Source organism: Pseudaeromonas sp. HNCC25DJ182 (assembly GCF_055413365.1).
The window spans coordinates 193,307-210,761 of the sequence record NZ_JBVAYG010000001.1 but is presented as its reverse complement, the minus strand read 5'-3'; the positions used below and the strand labels follow the sequence as shown (position 1 = coordinate 210,761).

Genomic DNA, 17,455 nt, shown 5'->3' with positions numbered 1-17,455 from the left:
GCTAGTGTACTGGCTGAGTGAATGGCATGCCAGCAAGCTCTGGCTTGATTCCACCTAGATCAAGCAATTTGATGCAACTATTGCAATGATTGGCATGTGATGTTGCGGAAAACGACTTGCAGAGTTGCTGCCAATCCGTAATGTGGTGAGTCAGATTTTTATATTGTCTCCAGGGCAGGATTAATGATGAAAAAAGTAGGTTTGATCGGTTGGCGCGGCATGGTGGGCTCAGTGTTGATGAGCCGTATGGTGGAAGAGAATGACTTCGCCAAGATCCAGCCGGTATTCTTTACCACCTCACAAGCGGGCCAAGCGGCTCCAAACTTTGGTAAAGATGCGGGTCAGCTGCAAAATGCTTATGACATCGATGCGCTGGCGGCGCTGGATATCATCATTACCTGTCAAGGTGGCGATTACACCAAAGAGGTCTATCCGAAGCTGATGGCGACCGGATGGCAAGGTTACTGGATCGATGCGGCGTCGGCCCTGCGCATGGAATCGGATGCGGTCATCATTCTGGACCCGGTCAATGGACAGGTGATTGATAACGCTCTGGATCGTGGCATCAAGACTTATGTGGGTGGTAACTGTACCGTCAGTCTGATGCTGATGGGGCTCGGTGGCCTGTTTGCTCAGGATCTGGTCGAATGGGTTTCCTCCTCCACCTATCAGGCGGCATCAGGGGCAGGCGCTCGTCACATGCGTGAGTTGCTGTCTCAAATGGGTTCGCTTCGTGATGTGGTCGCCGCTGAGCTGGCAGATCCTGCCTCTGCAATTCTGGATATCGAGCGCAAGGTGACTGCGGCCATGCGAGATGAGTCATTCCCAACGTCCCAGTTTGGTGCTCCGCTGGCCGGTAGCCTGATCCCCTGGATTGATGTGGCACTGCCGAATGGTCAGAGCAAGGAAGAGTGGAAGGGGATGGCTGAAACCAACAAGATCCTCGGTCGTGATGGCAGCCCGATTGCCGTAGATGGTAACTGTGTTCGTATCGGCGCCCTGCGTTGCCATAGCCAATCCTTCACCATCAAACTGAAGAAGGATGTGCCGCTGGATGAGATCCATCAACTTCTGGCCAGTCACAACGACTGGGTTCGGGTCATTGAAAATGATCGGGCGGTGACCGTCAAAGAGCTGACTCCAGCCAAGGTGACCGGAACCCTGAATGTGCCCGTAGGACGCCTGCGCAAGATGAACATGGGCAACGATTTCCTGTCGGCGTTCTCCGTCGGGGATCAACTGCTGTGGGGCGCAGCCGAGCCACTGCGCCGGATGTTGAATATTCTGCTCGCCAAGGCATGAGTTTGCGCAGACAGCTATGACACGCAAGAAGGGCCACGAATGTGGCCCTTCTTATTGGGATGCAAAATAAGCTGTTTGTTCAGTCTGAGCGCGACACCGATTAATGCAGCGCCAGGAAACTCAACATCAGTAGGGGGCCCAGCAGACTGAGGATAAATCCGGATACCACGGCAATCGGAACCATCATCAGCCCTCCGGATTTTTGAATGATGGGCAGGGTGAAGTCCAGTGCGGTTGCGCCACCTAGGCCGATAGCGGCGGAAGGATGGCGGCGCATCAGCAACGGAATGAGCACGATAGCCAGTAATTCGCGAGTCAAGTCATTGAGAAATGCGGCACTGCCAAGGATCGGACCCAACTCGCCACCCACCAGAATGCCAGACAATGAATACCAGCCAAATGCTGATGACAGCGCCAGACTCTGATACCAGGGATATCCCATTACGACTCCGGCAACCAAGCCGCCGATCCAACTGCTGATAACCAGAGTAGTCGCAATCTTCAAGGCCCAGGCATTGAGCAATATTTGCCGCAACGTCATCCCCGAATTACGCATCTGGATACCGATAAAAAACAGCAGCAGCATCAGAGCCCAGTTACTCCAGGTATGCACCGGGATACTGTTGGGCTCCAGAAGCCAACCGATACCAAAGCCGAGGAGGACGACCAAGGCCATGCGTAGCGATTCCGCCATCATCTGCCACTTGGACTGTGCCACCAAACCGTCTTCTTCCTGTAATGGCGGGCGGCCACGATCCTGCCACCAGAGTGCTAATAAATTGCAGCCGCAGATGCAGCCAGCGAAGAGGGCTACGGTTTGTACCAACTGCAGTATGTGTTGATCCAGGTTGTCGATAAACGCAAGTCCGATCCCCATCAAGGCCAGGATCAGATAAACCATCTGACTGGTCAGCCACTGCAGGCGTTTCAGGAGCGTTTGGGATGCAAGGCGTATGGTGTACCCGAGGACCAGAGGCAACATGATGAGCAGAATATCGAAGAACATGAGCGATTCCGAAATGATTTGAATCGGGAATGTTGCCTGTTTGTCGCCCAGGGAGCAACCCTGAAGCATTAAGGCTGCAGACTGTGATCTGAGTTTGGTTTTGTTCGGGCAAGTTGAAATTGGATTCTGGTGTTCAGGCTAGGTTTACATGACGGCGGATATCGTTTTCAAGGGCCGTCCTGTCATAAGCGACAGGCGCTCAAAATCGAAGGATTATGCTTTTGTTTATGGTCTATGTTTGGAAATGAAATTGGATGAAGATTGGTTAGACCAATGAGAGGAGTTGTTATGGTTGTCAACGAGCAGCAGAGTGTGCGGACCTGGTCCAATCATGGATTACATCATGACTTTTCAATCAATGGGGCATGTAGCCATTGGGTGAATGCACAGTCTGAGGCTATGGTGGCGGCGTTGGCTCGCTTGGTTTCCCATCCCAGTCACTCATTGTTGGTAACTATGGATCAGGAATCGAAATCCGAGGCCCCATTTGGTCAGTCCATTATCGACTGCCTGGACGAGGCTCTGGGTTTGGCCCGGCAATTCGGATTCAGAACCTACAAGGATCCGGCTGGTTTTTATGCTCATATCGAGCTGGGCTCTGGCTCTGAAGTGGTGGGTATTCTATGTCATCTGGATGTTCAAAAACCGGATGACAGTGCGCATTGGTTCAGTGCGCCTTTTCAGCTGAATGTCCGCAATGGTTTGCTGTACGGCTGTGGCACGCAGCAGAGTAAAGGCCCCTTCATTGCGGCATTATTTGCCCTCAAAGCGCTGCAGGAATCCGCGCAACCGCTTCGGCATACCATTAGGTTGATTATCGGTACCGACGCGCATCAGCAATGGCGCTGTATGGAGCGTTACTTGGCTTGTGAAGCAGTTCCCAGCTTCTCATTTTCTCCTACTTCCCGCTTTCCTGTGGTGTATGCGGAAAAACGTCTACTACAAGTATCGCTGCATGGTCCGGCCTCGACTGATTTGACGCTGGCATGTGGTGGCGCGCTGGACTGTGTTCCGGATCGGGCCCGTTATTCCGGTAAGAAACAAAAGTTGTTACAGAAAAAACTCGATGCTTTGGGCTATCTCTGGTTGGAAGAGGCTGGTTCGACCGTGGTTCTGGGGCAAACCGCATCGGCGGCTTGCTGTGATCATCAAGGGCTGAACGCGATTGTCCGTCTGTGTCGTGGCTTGCAAGCCATTGGTTATCAACACCAGGCACTGGGATTTTGTAGCCTGGTCGTGGGAGAGGATCCTCATGTTCGGGCTTTGCTCGGAGATGTTCAGGATGAGTGCAGTGGCAAGTTGACGCTAAATCTGGCGCAACTGCAGATCGATAGGCAAGGGAGCCGCATCGATCTGGATCTTCGGGTGCCGGTGCATGTTGATTTCGAGCTGTTTCAACAGACATTGCGGCAAGCTGTATCACGATTAGGATGGCGTTATCAGGAATTGGGCCACGTTCCGCCCCTGTATCTCCCAGCTACATCGCCTGCGGTCATCCAGTTGAGTCAGGCCTATCAGGAGGTGACGGGGGAGCAACGAATGCCAACCGTTTCTAGCGCGGTCAGTTATGCGCGCTCACTGCCAAATTGTGTACCGTTTGGCGCCTTTTTATCCGAATATCCAGAGGCGGCACCACAGGCTAACGAACATGTGGCTTTAGATGATTTATTGCAAGCCAGTAAAATTTTTGCCTGCGCTTTAAGTCGATTGCAGCAGATCCCATTAGGGATCTCGGTGGGGCGCCAAAGTTGATCGTTTGCACCCCTATGCATCACTAGCGCGCTATTAATGCAGATATTGCGTTTTTTTTGAATTTTAATTCGGCTTTCTGCTTCTCAATCTGCCGTTCATCTTGTAATTTGTGATCACTCTGGTATTTCCCTGCCGAGTGAGCGCGGTTTTATCATTCTGATAAACCGATGCCTGGAAGGCACATCAAGAAACAAGGTTGTTGACGCATGAGTGACGTAGCCACGCTTGAGGTCCGAAATCTGCACAAATATTTCGGATCCCATGAGGTTTTAAAAGGCATCAATCTAACGGCCCACAAAGGGGACGTTATCTCTATCATAGGTTCTTCCGGCTCCGGTAAATCAACATTCTTACGTTGTATCAATCTATTAGAAACACCGTCTTCCGGTGATGTGCTGGTGCATGGCGAGTTGATTCGCATGAAAGCCAATAAGCTGGGTGAGCGTCATCCGGAGAGTCGGCAGCAGGTCGAGAGGATCCGCTCCCGGCTGGCGATGGTCTTCCAAAGCTTTAATCTCTGGTCTCATTTGACCGTATTGCAAAATGTCATCGAAGTGCCGATCCAGGTTCTTAAGGTTCCCCGTGCCGAAGCCATCGAGAAAGCCGAGATGTTATTGCATCGGGTTGGCTTGTATGAACGCCGCGATTACTACCCAGGACATTTATCTGGTGGTCAGCAACAACGGGCGGCCATAGCTCGTGCGCTGGCCGTCGATCCGGAAGTGATGTTGTTTGACGAGCCCACATCAGCCCTGGATCCGGAGCTGGTGGGTGAGGTTTTGCAGGTCATGCGCACCCTGGCTGAAGAGGGACGGACCATGCTGGTCGTCACCCACGAGATGTCATTTGCCCGGGATGTTTCAAATCGGGTCATGTTCTTGCATCAAGGAGTGGTGGAAGAGGAGGGGGACCCGAAGTTGGTCTTCTCCAACCCGACATCAGAACGTTTCAAACAATTTATTTCGTCCATCTATTAATCAGGTCAAGGAGTTAGATATGAAGAAGGTATGGGTTACGGCCGCTATGGCGCTGGTTATGGCCGCAGGTGTTCAAGCCAAGGAGTGGAAAGAGGTGCGCATTGGTATCGAGGGCGCTTATCCTCCGTTTTCCCGGACTGAAGCCAATGGTGATATGACCGGCTTTGACGTCGATATGGCCAATGCTCTGTGTGTCGAAATGAAGGTCAAGTGTACCATCGTCAAACAAGATTGGGATGGCATGATCCCGAGTCTGCTGGCGCGTAAATTCGATGCCATCATCTCGACGATGGATATCACCCCAGAACGTCTCAAGCGCGTTGATTTTTCTGACAAATATCAGCATGTGCCGGCTCGTTTTGCCACCAAGAAGGGCACCAAACTGGAGTTGACGGCCGAGTTCATGAAGGGCAAGAAAGTTGGGGTTCAACGTGCCACCTCCATGGACTCCTATATTACCGATAACTTCCCGGGCTCGGACATCAAGCGTTACGGTACCGCTGAAGAAGCGTATCTGGATCTGAAGTCGGGTCGTATCGACTATGTGCTGGCTGACTACGCCTCCTTGCTGGATGGGTTGATCAAGAAGGAAGATGGCAAAGATTATGAGCTGGTTGGCCCAGGTCTGACCGACCCGCGCTGGTTCGGTATTGGTGCCGGCGTCGCCCTGCGTAAAGGAGATGCGGATCTGAAGGCTCTGTTTAATCAGGCCATCAAGGATCTGCGTGCCAATGGCAAGTACAAGGCCATCAACGACAAGTACTTTGATTTTGATGCCTTCGGCGAATAATCACCCGAGTCGTAGACGGGCCTGCGGGCCCGTCGTCAATGGAAGTGACAATGTTTGATTTAAAGGGTTATGAGGCTTCCTTGTTGGAGGGAGCCTGGATGACATTGCAGGTCTCCTTGCTGTCGGTCGTGCTGGCCATAGTGCTCGGCATGATAGGCGCTGTGTCGAAATTATCCCGCTACCGGATGGCCAAGCGCCTTGCGACCCTCTATACCACGGTCGTACGTGGTATTCCGGATTTGATCCTGATGATGCTGCTGTTTTTCGGCGGTCAGGTATTCGTCAATTTTCTTTGTACCCAGATCAATGAACATCTGAATGAGTGGGTTCTGCAAGGGAATGCCCAACACGAATGGACTGCCTATGTACCGGAATATGTTGATATCAGTCCGTTTATTGCCGGTGTGCTGACCATTGGTTTCATCTTTGGTGCCTACATGACCGAGACCTTTCGGGGGGCTATTTTGGCTGTGGATCGGGGGCAACTGGAGGCCGCTGCTGCCTATGGGATGACGCCGTGGCAGGTGTTTCGCCGCGTGCTGTTTCCGCAGATGGTGCGCCATGCCTTACCCGGATTTGGCAACAACTGGTTGGTCTTGCTCAAAACCACGGCGCTAGTCTCCGTCATCGGACTCGATGACATGGTACGTAAGGCCGGATTAGCCGCTGGGACTACTCAACTGCCCTTTACCTTTTACATGGCGGTTGCCTTGATCTTCCTCGTGTTTACCGCGTTTTCGACCACCCTGCTGAAGTGGGCCGAACGTCATTATTCGATTCAGACGAGGTAAGCCATGTTTGATTTTTCCATTATTCTGCAAGAATGGCCCACCTATCTGCAGGGGCTTGGCAATACCGTCTGGCTGGTGGCAGTGTCATTGCTCTTGGGGTTGTCGATTGCCATCCCTCTGGGGATTTGTCGCAACAGTGTGAACCCGTTATTACGGTTACCAGCTTGGGCTTATATCTATTTTTTCCGCGGCACCCCGATGTTGGTGCAACTCTTCATCATCTACTACGGGGCTGGTCAGTGGGATGGCTTGCGCAACTCCTGGGCCTGGGAGTGGTTTCAGGAAGCCTGGTTCTGCGCTTTGCTCTCTTTCACCTTGAATACGGCTGCTTACACTGCAGAAATTGTGCGTGGCGCGATCCGGACCATTCCCAAGGGCGAAATTGAAGCGGCTCAAGCTTTTGGCATGACGCCATGGCAGATCATGAGCTGTATACTGTTGCCGAGTGCGTTGCGTCGGGCGCTACCGGCCTACAGTAATGAGGTCATCTTTATGTTGCATGGTTCCGCGGTCGCGGGGATTATTACCATAGTCGATCTGACCGGTGCTGCGCGGATCATCAATGCTCGCTATTACAGCCCGTTTGAAGCCTTTCTGACCGCGGGTGTGCTGTACATGTTGCTGAGTCTGTGCATCGTCTGGGTCTTCCGGCGGCTGGAACAGCGTTGGCACGTACATTTAAGGCCGCGAAGTGTCTAGGTTCTGCTGCTGACGATACGGTGACATGTTACTATGTCACCGTTTTTCATTTCTGGGGTTCTTAAGGAGCCTGTCGTTGCGCGCTGTGTTGTTCACTTTACTGCTGCTGTGTGGGAGCTTGCCGCTCCAGGCGGCCGAGCAGGTCGTTTTCGCCGCTGAACCCTCCTGGTTGCAAGCTGTTGCTCCCCCGACCTCGCCGCCACAAGCGGCGGTTTCTGGCCAACGTTACCTGCTGGTGGATCGACAAAATTATGTAGATTCATCTCAGGTGCAACGATTCAGTCGATTTGTCATCCAGATCACCAGCACCGAAGGACTGGAGAAGGCGTCACAACTGGCTTTTGACTTTGATCCGAGCTACGAAACCCTGACCATCCACAAGGCCCAAGTCTGGCGTGCCGGCAAGGCGCTGGATCGTCTCGAGCCGAATGAACTACGCGTGTTTCAACGCGAGGCCAACCTGGAACGTTTTCTTTACTCCGGGACGCGAACGGCTTACCTGATCCTACCGGATATCCGGGTTGGGGATGTTCTGGAATACAGTTACACGGTGCAGGGCAATAACCCGGTGATGGCGGGGCGTTATAGCGAAATGCTGGCCATGGATTGGGATATTCCGATTGCACGGAATAGTTTACGCTTGCTGGTGGCGCCGAGCCGCGCCTTGTTTTTCCAGGCTCCCAAAGAGAGTGACGTTCAGGTCAAAGTGAGCGAATCCTCCGGCCGGCGTGAAATTTTATGGCAACAAGAGAACGTTCCGGCCGTGGAGTTGCAGTCGGATACACCAGCCTGGTACACCCCGAATCGGACCCTGAGTGTCAGCGAGTTTGCTAGTTGGGCCGATGTCGCCCAATGGGCCATGCCCCTTTACGATGATGCGGCAGCGGTGGATCCTTCCGTACAGTTGCTGGCCGATCAGTTGGCCGCACATCAGGATGCGGCGGGCAAAGTCATGGCGGCCCTGCACTTCGTGCAGCAGGAAATTCGCTATCTGGGAATGGAAGATGGGATTGGCTCACACCGACCCCGCCATGCCGCCGATACCCTGTATCGCCGTTATGGCGACTGTAAAGACAAGACGGTGCTGTTGATGGCGTTGCTCAAGGCGATGGGCTTCAAACCCTCGGCGGCGTTGGTGAGCCTCGATCAAGGCGCTGGCCTTCCCAACCAGCAGCCATCACCCTACCTGTTCGATCACGTCATCGTGACCCTATTACTGGATGGCCAGCGGTTATGGCTGGATGGCACCCTCCTGAATCAGGGTGATCGTCTGGATACTGTGGCCGTGCCCTATTATCGCTACGCGCTCCTGGTTGCCGCTGGAGTCACCAGCCTGACACCGATGGATGGTGATTACCGTCCTGCCGAGGTCTCGGTCCGCCATGAGATCTGGGTGCAAAAAGATCAGAACCGGTTGCAGATTGAAAGCCAGTATCAAGGGGAGCAAGCCGAGCAGCAGCGTAGCCAGTGGCTGAACAGTACGCCGCAGGCGATTGGTCGCCGCTTTGAGGACTATTACGCGCGTATCTATGGCGATCTGGTGACAGTTGGCGCCGCTCAGGTCAGCGATGATCGACAACTGAACCAATTGGTGATGCGGGAAACCTATCTGACACCCGGCGGTCAGCAGTTTGTGGCCGAGCAGGGATTGGATATCTATGCCGATTTGCTGGATAGCTACCTGAAGGATGTGGATAGCAACCGCACCCAGCCGTTGATGCTGTCAGCCCCCATCCGTTTGAAGCAAGAGTTCCTGATCCACTTGCCCAAACCCATGCAAATAGCGCCCTACCAGTCGACACAAGACAATGCGGTATTCCGCTTTGGCTTACAGGTGGAGCCACTGGACAAGCAGTTGCTGCGTGTCAGCTACCGTTACGAAAGCTTGCTAGATAGCGTCCCGGTCGCCGAGCTGGCCCGTTATCGGGAGCATGTGCGCCGAGCCAAAGAGCAGCTGAGTCTGAACTTCTCGTTACCGATGCGATGATACTGTGGCTTGGGCCACAGAGTCGTAGACAAGACAAAGGGGCGAGCTCGCCCCTTTGTTATTGCTGGCTCCGCCAGGATTGCAACGACTGGTCATTCGCGGAACGATGCCCAAATCGGGGCGTGGTCGGAGGGCTTTTCGACACCGCGCAGTGGGTAATCGATCCCGGCCTCATCGAGTCGAGCCAGCAGCGGAGCCGTCGCTAGAATCAAATCGATCCGCAAGCCCCGATTTTCGTCAAATCCCTTGCTGCGATAATCAAACCAGCTGTAGCGATCCTGGGTCTCGGGAAACAGATGGCGGAAGGTATCGATGAGTCCCCAACCTTTCAGGCGAGCGAGCCATTCGCGCTCTTCGGGTAAAAATGAGCACTTACCATCACGCAGCCAGCGCTTGCGATTGGCTTCGCCGATCCCGATGTCGCAATCCTCAGGAGAGATATTCAGGTCACCCATCACCACCAGCTCCTCATCCGGCTGATGTTGCTCGAGCAGCAGACTCTGCAGGTCGGCATAGAATTTTTCTTTAGCCGGGAACTTGGTCGGATGGTCGCGACTTTCGCCCTGGGGGAAGTAGCCATTCATGACGGTAAGGCGGCGGCCATCCGCCAGTAAAAAACGCGCACTGATCAGACGACGCTGAGCTTCCCCATCATCACCAGGAAAACCCCGGCTCACCGATTCCGGCTCCTGCTTGCAGAGCAACGCCACGCCATAATGTGCTTTTTGGCCATGAAAATAGACGTGATAGCCCATGGCCTCCACATCGGCCCGCGGGAAGGTGTCATCATGCACCTTGATCTCCTGCAGGCCGATAATATCGGGTTGATGAGCATCAATCAGCGCCTGTAGTTGCGGCAGTCTGGCGCGTAAGCCATTGATGTTGAACGATACTATTTTCATGCGATCTCTCTTCTTGGTTCGGCTTGCGGATCACGGGCGACTCTTTTGTGCCTGCAGATCTTCTTGTAGTTTGCGCAGACGCTCCAACTGGGTTGGATTGAGCTGGACCCCGTCGAGCAGGGCCAGAGTAGCCTTGCACTCGTTCAGCAGCTCGGTCTGGGGTTTACCATGACTCTTGGTTAATTGCAGCAAGGCTTGCGCCTTGTTGATGGCGGCATTGGTATTGGCGGGGGCCCGTCGTAAGGCTTCGCGGAAGCAGCCCAGAGCCTCTTCAATGCGGCCTTGGGTATAGGCTTTGATCCCTTGTTCGTTGAGCTCCCGATATTTTTGTTGCCGATCTTGCTGGGCTTTATCGTCGAAGGTGGTACGGACACAGGTTAATAACAGTGGCTCGACATTCTCCTGCTGTCGCAGCAGGGGTTGTAGTTGTTCGGCGTACTCATATTCGCCCAGTTGGGCTAACCCCAGCACCATATTGCTGAGTAGCGGGGCGGCCATAGTGGCGGGTTCACTCTGGTACGGCTGGATTGCCTTGTAGAGCATCTTCTTGCCACGCACCACCTCGCCGCGGGCGACTTGAACCCGAGCCTGGCAGATCTGCTCGAAGGTGGCGAAGTCAAAGTCGCTCTCGATCAGAGTTTGCCGACAACGCGAGAGAGCATTACCCACCTGTTTTTGCAGATTGCCGATGTGGTAGGGGTCGCCACTGTTCATGGCGTAGAGGATCAGACAATGAATATGGCTGCCCAGGAGCTGGGCATTCTTGCCATGGTCGTAGCGATTCAGGTCCAGCATGGTGGCGGTGGAATCCCGAGCGCGCAGGTAGTCGCCTTGTGCCAGCGCCATCTCCGCCAATTGCCGGTGCAGCATGCCGGACTGTGGGGATATTTCGGTGGCTCGACTGAGGGTATCCAGCGCATCCTGCGGGTTATTACTGGCTAACTGGGCGGCCGATAGCCAGCGGTAGGCATCCACCATTAGCGGGCGTAGCCGTAAGGCGGTGTGCAGGTGTGCGATCGCATCCTCGTATTGGCCGAGTAAATGGCAGACCTTACCCAGACCCAGCCGCAACCAGCTGGATTCGCTGCTGGCCAATCCTTCGCGCAGGACAGCCCGAGCGGCCATGGGATCGTCGAGACGGACGTGCATTTCGGCCATCAGGCAGCGACAGAAGGTCGCATATTTTGAACCGCTGTCGATGACCGTTTGGCACTGGGCGATGACGGCGGCAAAGTCTTCCTTCTCCAGGGCGATAAAGATGCCCTTGAGCTCCTGCTTGCGTTGCAAGGCGCGTTGCAGGCGCTGTCGCAATTGCTCTTGGGAGAAGGGCTTCATCATATAGCCATCGGGTTCACTCTCCAGGGCACTGAGTACCATGGCGCGGCTGTTGTCGCCGCTGATGATGAAGACGATGGATTCCGGTGGCAGCAGATGTTGTTCGCGCAGATATTCCAGCAGTTGGCGACCGTTCTCTCCCATGCCCAGGTTGTAATCGAGCAGATAGATGTCGAACTCTTCTTTCTGGCAACGGCGACGAGCCTCTTCGGCGGAACCGAGAATGGTGACCTTATTGAATCCAATATTGATCAGCATCGCCTTCATCAGCACCTGAAACGAGCGCTGATCATCCACCAGGAGAATTTTTTTGTCCCGGAAGAGTGAGGAGATGCTGGTGGTCGTTGTGTCTTGTACGAGCAGATCTGTCATCGCGACAAGTTCATTGGCTGGCCCGGAGGGCGGTGGGCATACTATAACGGAAATTGTTGCAATACGGACGAGAAGAAGGCCGGCTTTTCACGGTGTAGTGAGTAAGAAGATGGTGGAGGGAGAAGGATTCGAACCTTCGAAGGCAGAGCCGTCAGATTTACAGTCTGATCCCTTTGGCCGCTCGGGAACCCCTCCAGGGGATAACCTTGATAACGCTTATGTGAACTGAGCAAGAATGGTGGAGGGAGAAGGATTCGAACCTTCGAAGGCAGAGCCGTCAGATTTACAGTCTGATCCCTTTGGCCGCTCGGGAACCCCTCCACGGGATAACCTTGGTAACGCTGGATGAACTCAAGAGGAATGGTGGAGGGAGAAGGATTCGAACCTTCGAAGGCAGAGCCGTCAGATTTACAGTCTGATCCCTTTGGCCGCTCGGGAACCCCTCCACGGGAGAACCTCTTAATTTCGTGCACTTGATGGTGGAGGGAGAAGGATTCGAACCTTCGAAGGCAGAGCCGTCAGATTTACAGTCTGATCCCTTTGGCCGCTCGGGAACCCCTCCACAAGTGCGGGCGCATAGTATCAGATTCTCTTTGGAAGTGAAGCCCCGAATTTAAATCTTTTTGTTAAAGCAAGACCAAAACTGGCCGATAAACAACTAGATGCCTATTTTTCACACTTAACTCCATGACCCCACATGCCTTGCGCGAACATTATTTAGTCGACGAGCTGCAGCTCGGACAGACGCTGAACCAGGCGATAAGCCAGGGGCGTCGTTCCGAGTTCTCGCTGCTGTTGGCCATGCTGTCGCCCGATGTGGAAGATCAACCCTGGGTCGCGGATGCCATCCCGGTCGATAGCACAAGTATCGATTGGCGCCGTCGTTTCGAATTGCCCCAGGCCAAACCGGTCGAGGCTCATGTTCGCAGTGCGGATCGGGCACTGGCCATGGCAGCCCAGCTGACGCAAGGCGGAATGGCCTCGGTGCGTCTGCTGGAGTGCCTGGAGCCTGAGCCCCTGACCCTGAAGCAATTCCAGTTTGATGCCGAGGTATGGAACAACCTCTCGCCGCTGGCGCAGGAGAAGCACCGCCTTTATGTGCAGGGCGAACAACTACGCCATGAAGCCATGCAGGCTGAACCGGCTGCCATGCTGGATACCATTCACGACTCCTGCACCATTCCGGAACTCAAAGTCCGCTATTTCGATGACCGCCGCGCCGGTTAAGCCGCCACTAGGCCGCTGATATTCCTGTCTATTGGTTTCGGGTCATACCGCATCAATTTTTAACATCCCGCCCCTCGAATGCCATACATGGTCATATCTCAACTTCATTTGAGTATGAATGGTGAGTTTTCACTATTTTTAGTGTGGTTTTACGAATTTCGACTCAACATAAGTTGAGTCTATGGGTACACTCTGCACCTCGGTTACCCGCAAAGTGTGAGGAGTGTGAGAGTGTTGCCATTACCGGCTGCGTTTACCGATGAGGATCGCCATCTGATCGCCAATTTCGTCCCTTTGGTGGATGGCTTGGCGTCCCTGCTTGGCACAGGCTGCGAGGTGGTATTGCACGCCTTTGATCAGTTGGATGCCTCGGTGATCAAGATTGCCAACGGCCACATTACCGGTCGTGAGGCCGGAGCGCCCGCCACTGACTTTGCCCTGGCGCAACTGCAACAGACGACGGCTCATCCGCAAGAGCAGGGTCCGCAAGAGCAGAGTCCGCAAGAGCAGGTGAGTTGGCGTAGCTATTTTTCCCGCAACCGTCAGGGACAACTGCTCAAGTCCGCCTCCATGACCATTCGCAACCGGCAGCAACAACCAATTGGCATGTTGTGTGTCAATTTCAGTCTGGATGCGCCGCTCTCATCCCTGCTGGCCGCCTTGTCGCTGCCCGGAGCCGCCAACTCGCTCGATGCAGTGCCTGTGGCGCTGGAAAACGAGAGTTTTGCCAACTCGGTGGACGATCTGGTGGCGCAGGTGATGGCCAAGGTGGACAGCGACACCCGCTTGCCGGCGTCGGCGCGCAACAAGGCCATCATTACCACCCTGTATGATCGGGGGCTGTTTGAAATCAAGGAGGCGGCCCATCGTGTCGCCGAGCGGTTGGCCATTTCCCGCCATACCGTCTATCTGCATATTCGTAATCATAAGGCGGCACAGACCGCCGACTCTCAAGAGAAGTGCCCATCATGATGCCATCCCCTTCTACTGGCTCCGAAGCAAAACTGCCCAGCGCTTGGGCTGAATTTATCCATATTCTACGTCGTGATGTCGTGCCTGCTCTGGGGTGTACCGAACCTATGTCGGTGGCGTTGGCCGCGGCCAATTGCCGGCAGTTGCTGGGCTGCGCGCCCGCACAGCTGCAGGTCTGGGTCAGTGGCAATCTGTTCAAAAACGGTATGGGGGTCGGTGTGCCCGGTACTGGCATGACCGGATTGGCGATTGCCGCCGCCGTAGGCGCTATCGGCGGCGATCCGAATGCGGGCCTGGAAGTGCTCAAGCAGCTGACGCCTCAGCAGCTGGACATCGCCAAGCAGTTGCTGCCGCAGGTACGGGTGGATGTCAAAGAGGTTCCCGAGGTGCTGTACGCCGAAGTGGTGGCGCAGGGCGGCGGGCATGAGGCTCGGGTGGTGATCTGTACCGATCATACCCGGATCACCCTGCTGGAGCTGGATGGCCAGGAGCTGCAGCGGCAAACGAGCGCTCCGGCGGTGTCGATCAAAACCGTCGGGAAGCCGGCGATGACCCTACAGACCATCGTCGAATTTGCCTTGCAGGTGCCGCTGGCCGAGATTGCGTTTATTCGCGATGCGGCTGTGATGAATCAGGCGCTCAGCGATGAGGGGCTACGTGGTTATGGCTTGCAGATCGGCAAGATCCTGACCGAGCAGGTGGAGCGTCGACTGTTGTCGGACGATCTGATGACGCTGGCCATGCGTTTGACCTCGGCGGCTTCCGATGCACGGATGGATGGCGCCATGTTGCCAGCCATGTCCAACTCCGGCTCCGGTAATCAGGGCATAGCCGCGACCATGCCGGTGGTGGCGGCAGCCCGTTTCCTGGGCAGCTCCGAGGAGGCCTTGACCCGGGCGTTGGCGATGAGCCATCTGGTGGCCATCTACATCAAGACCTATCAGAACAAGTTGTCGGCGCTGTGTGCCGCCAGTACTGCAGCCATGGGGGCTGGGGCGGCGATCACCTGGTTGCTGGGTGGTGACGAGCGGCAGATTGGCTACTGCATCAACAACATGATTGGTGATGTCTCGGGCATCATCTGCGATGGCGCAGGTAGTGCCTGTTCGATGAAGGTCTCGACCTCCACCTCGGCGGCCATCAAGGCCTCTTTAATGGCCGTGAACAATCTGGGGGTGACTCAGAGTGAAGGCATAGTCGCCAGCACTGTGGATGAGACCATCGCCAATCTCGGCCGTTTATCGCGGCAGGGAATGCTGGATACCGATGTGGAGATCATCAATATCATGCGCGCCAAGCAGAACCCCTGATGTGACCACAGGCCCCGCCCATCTGGTGACTTGAGCCGGATGAGGGGCCGGATCAAAAGAGCCGTCTTCCGGCGCTGCTATACTCGGCGCCGTTTTTAACTCCTCACGCTTTGCAGGTTTGCTTATGACCCCCAATCGCCATCCGTTGGAGCTGCTGGCTCCGGCCAAAAATCTGGAATTTGGCATGGAAGCCATTCGTCACGGTGCCGATGCCCTCTATATCGGCGGCCCGACCTTTGGTGCCCGAGCGGCGGCAGGCAATAGCGTGGCGGATATCGAGCAGCTGTGCCGGTTTGCCCATCGCTTCGGCGCCCGGGTCTATGTCGCCTTCAATACCATCTTGAAAGATGAGGAGCTGGCCGACGCCGAACGCTTGACCCATCAGCTCTATACCGCTGGAGCCGATGCCCTGATCGTGCAGGATATGGGGTTGCTGCAGCTGGATCTGCCACCAATCGCGCTGCATGCCAGTACCCAGACCGATAACCGTACGCCGCAGAAGGTGCGGTTTCTCGAGCAGGTGGGTTTCTCCCAGGTGGTGCTGGCCCGCGAGTTGTCGCTGGAGCAGATCCGCGAGATCTCGGCCAGCAGTGATGTGGTGCTGGAGTTCTTCATCCATGGTGCCCTGTGCGTCAGTTACAGCGGCCAGTGCTATATCAGCCATGCCATGACCGGACGCAGCGCCAATCGGGGGGAGTGCGCCCAGATCTGCCGGCTGCCCTGCACGCTGGAAAAGCAGAAGGACGGTGAGGTACTGGCCCAGAGCAGTCATCTGCTCTCCCTCAAGGATATGAACCAGACCCACAATCTGCGGGAGTTGATCGACGCCGGAGTGCGCTCGCTGAAGATTGAAGGGCGCCTGAAAGGACTCGACTACGTCAAGAACATCACCGCCTGGTATCGCCGCGAGCTGGATAGCATCTTGCTGGAGCGTCCGGAGCTGGTGCGTGCCTCGGTCGGGCGCTCCACCTTCAGCTTTACCCCGGATCCGCAAAAGAGCTTCAACCGCGGCAGTACCGATTACTTCCTCCATGGCCGCCAGCCGGAGATCACCTCGTTCCTGAGCCCCAAATATGCCGGTGAGCCGGTGGGTGTGCTGCAAGATTCCGGTAGTCAGGGCAAGCCCGGCAGTCACTGGCTGAGCCTGGGGCAGGTACCGGCCGGCGTCGAGTTCCACAACGGTGATGGTTTGACCTTTTATGCGCCGAATCGAACCCTGACCGGGGTGCGCGTCAATCGGGCTGAGGGCAACCGCCTCTATCTGGCCGAGCCAGTGGCCGGACTCAAGCTGGGAATGGCGCTGTTTCGCAATCATGATCAGGCGTTTGCCACCCTGCTGGCCAAGCCCTCGGCCGAGCGGCGGATTGGTGTGGCGCTGACCTTGCTCGACACTCCAAGCGGTGTGGCCCTGCAACTGGTGGATGAAGCGGGTGTTACGGCCCGGGCCGAGCTGGTGCTGGAAAAACAGCCGCCCAAGGATCCCGAGCGCGCCGTCACCACACTGCGCGAGCAGTTGGCCAAACTGGGCACCACCGATTTTTATGCCACGCAGGTGGCGCTGGAGGTGAGCGAGCCCTGGTTTATTCCGGTCGGCATGCTCAACCAGTTGCGCCGTGAGGGGATTGCGACACTGGAAGCCGCCCGTCTGGTGGGCTACCAACGACCGGCCAGAGCGCAGATCCAACTGCCGGTGCCCCTGGTGGGCACCACGGCACTCAGCTATCTGGGCAATGTCTATAATGCGGCGGCTGAAGCCTTCTTTGCCGCTCACGGTGTCGAGCAGGTGGCTCCTGCCTACGAGTGCAATCAGGAGGAGGATGAAGTCTCCTTGATGATCACCAAGCACTGCCTGCGTTACAGCTTCAACCAGTGCCCGAAAGAGCAGGGACCTGGATTTAAACCGGACTCGCTGCAGCTGACCATAGGGCCAGATACCTTCCGGCTGCGGTTTGATTGCAAGCGCTGCGAGATGCATGTGCTGGGTAGCCTGAAGACCGGTAAGCGTTAAGCCATCGCGATGGTGGCTATCTAGC

Annotated in this window: 14 protein-coding genes and 4 tRNA genes; 11 read left to right on the top strand and 7 right to left on the bottom strand. The window is 55.5% G+C overall.

All coding sequences use genetic code 11. The annotated features are described in order from the left end of the window. The first annotated feature begins 186 nt into the window (after positions 1–186). On the top strand, positions 187–1,302 hold the full coding sequence (gene asd / locus ACZYUB_RS00880) for an aspartate-semialdehyde dehydrogenase (RefSeq protein ID WP_463944782.1): 1,116 nt from the start codon (positions 187–189) through the stop codon (positions 1,300–1,302). Between the two features lie 100 nt (positions 1,303–1,402). Here asd and ACZYUB_RS00875 read toward each other — a convergent pair whose 3' ends face one another. Then, positions 1,403–2,308, bottom strand: a complete 906-nt coding sequence (locus ACZYUB_RS00875) for a LysO family transporter (RefSeq protein ID WP_463944780.1) — start codon at positions 2,306–2,308, stop codon at positions 1,403–1,405. A gap of 378 nt (positions 2,309–2,686) precedes the next feature. Here ACZYUB_RS00875 and ACZYUB_RS00870 point away from each other — a divergent pair, with 378 nt between their 5' ends. The 6 genes from ACZYUB_RS00870 (at position 2,687) to ACZYUB_RS00845 (ending at position 9,304) form a co-directional block, all read left to right on the top strand. Further along, complete coding sequence (locus ACZYUB_RS00870; protein ID WP_463944779.1) at positions 2,687–4,060, top strand: Sapep family Mn(2+)-dependent dipeptidase; 1,374 nt, start codon at positions 2,687–2,689, stop codon at positions 4,058–4,060. A gap of 206 nt (positions 4,061–4,266) precedes the next feature. Continuing rightward, positions 4,267–5,037 carry an ABC transporter ATP-binding protein gene (locus ACZYUB_RS00865; RefSeq protein ID WP_463944777.1) on the top strand — a complete coding sequence of 257 codons (771 nt, stop codon included), beginning with the start codon at positions 4,267–4,269 and terminating at the stop codon, positions 5,035–5,037. Between the two features lie 19 nt (positions 5,038–5,056). Then, on the top strand, positions 5,057–5,827 hold the full coding sequence (locus tag ACZYUB_RS00860) for an ABC transporter substrate-binding protein (RefSeq protein ID WP_463944776.1): 771 nt from the start codon (positions 5,057–5,059) through the stop codon (positions 5,825–5,827). A 50-nt stretch (positions 5,828–5,877) separates the two neighbouring features. Next, a complete protein-coding gene (locus ACZYUB_RS00855; protein ID WP_463944775.1) occupies positions 5,878–6,618 on the top strand; it encodes an ABC transporter permease in 741 nt (246 codons plus the stop codon). Between the two features lie 3 nt (positions 6,619–6,621). After that, entirely contained in the window at positions 6,622–7,317 is a 696-nt protein-coding gene (locus tag ACZYUB_RS00850) for an ABC transporter permease (protein ID WP_463944773.1), read from the top strand. A gap of 85 nt (positions 7,318–7,402) precedes the next feature. Further along, the gene (locus ACZYUB_RS00845) at positions 7,403–9,304 is read left to right on the top strand and encodes a DUF3857 domain-containing transglutaminase family protein (protein ID WP_463945060.1); all 1,902 of its coding nucleotides are present in this window, start codon (positions 7,403–7,405) and stop codon (positions 9,302–9,304) included. Between the two features lie 92 nt (positions 9,305–9,396). On the opposite strand, the gene xthA is transcribed toward ACZYUB_RS00845, so the two are convergent. The 6 genes from xthA to ACZYUB_RS00815 all read right to left on the bottom strand — a co-directional run bounded on the left by xthA (position 9,397) and on the right by ACZYUB_RS00815 (position 12,475). Further along, positions 9,397–10,206, bottom strand: coding sequence for an exodeoxyribonuclease III (gene xthA, locus ACZYUB_RS00840; protein WP_463944772.1), 810 nt, complete (start codon positions 10,204–10,206; stop codon positions 9,397–9,399). 30 nt (positions 10,207–10,236) lie between these two features. Beyond that, on the bottom strand, positions 10,237–11,913 hold the full coding sequence (locus ACZYUB_RS00835; RefSeq protein WP_463944770.1) for a response regulator: 1,677 nt from the start codon (positions 11,911–11,913) through the stop codon (positions 10,237–10,239). A 110-nt stretch (positions 11,914–12,023) separates the two neighbouring features. Next, positions 12,024–12,108, bottom strand: a tRNA-Tyr gene (locus ACZYUB_RS00830). A gap of 41 nt (positions 12,109–12,149) precedes the next feature. Next, positions 12,150–12,234 (bottom strand) — tRNA-Tyr (locus tag ACZYUB_RS00825). 40 nt (positions 12,235–12,274) lie between these two features. Next, a tRNA-Tyr gene (locus tag ACZYUB_RS00820) sits at positions 12,275–12,359 on the bottom strand. Positions 12,360–12,390: 31 nt separating this feature from the next. Then, positions 12,391–12,475, bottom strand: a tRNA-Tyr gene (locus ACZYUB_RS00815). Positions 12,476–12,600: 125 nt separating this feature from the next. On the opposite strand from ACZYUB_RS00815, the gene ACZYUB_RS00810 reads away from it, so the two are divergent. The 4 genes from ACZYUB_RS00810 to ACZYUB_RS00795 all read left to right on the top strand — a co-directional run bounded on the left by ACZYUB_RS00810 (position 12,601) and on the right by ACZYUB_RS00795 (position 17,430). Continuing rightward, positions 12,601–13,140 carry a VC2046/SO_2500 family protein gene (locus ACZYUB_RS00810; protein ID WP_463944768.1) on the top strand — a complete coding sequence of 180 codons (540 nt, stop codon included), beginning with the start codon at positions 12,601–12,603 and terminating at the stop codon, positions 13,138–13,140. Positions 13,141–13,371: 231 nt separating this feature from the next. Then, a complete protein-coding gene (locus ACZYUB_RS00805; RefSeq protein WP_463944766.1) occupies positions 13,372–14,112 on the top strand; it encodes a helix-turn-helix transcriptional regulator in 741 nt (246 codons plus the stop codon). Next, positions 14,112–15,422: an L-cysteine desulfidase family protein gene (locus tag ACZYUB_RS00800; RefSeq protein WP_463945059.1), complete on the top strand. Its 1,311-nt coding sequence runs from the start codon at positions 14,112–14,114 to the stop codon at positions 15,420–15,422. The genes ACZYUB_RS00805 and ACZYUB_RS00800 overlap by 1 nt, the downstream gene beginning before the upstream one ends. A 124-nt stretch (positions 15,423–15,546) precedes the next feature. Beyond that, positions 15,547–17,430 (top strand): peptidase U32 family protein, encoded by a 1,884-nt coding sequence (locus tag ACZYUB_RS00795; RefSeq protein ID WP_463944765.1) that lies wholly within the window; start codon positions 15,547–15,549, stop codon positions 17,428–17,430. The last annotated feature ends 25 nt before the right edge of the window (positions 17,431–17,455 follow it).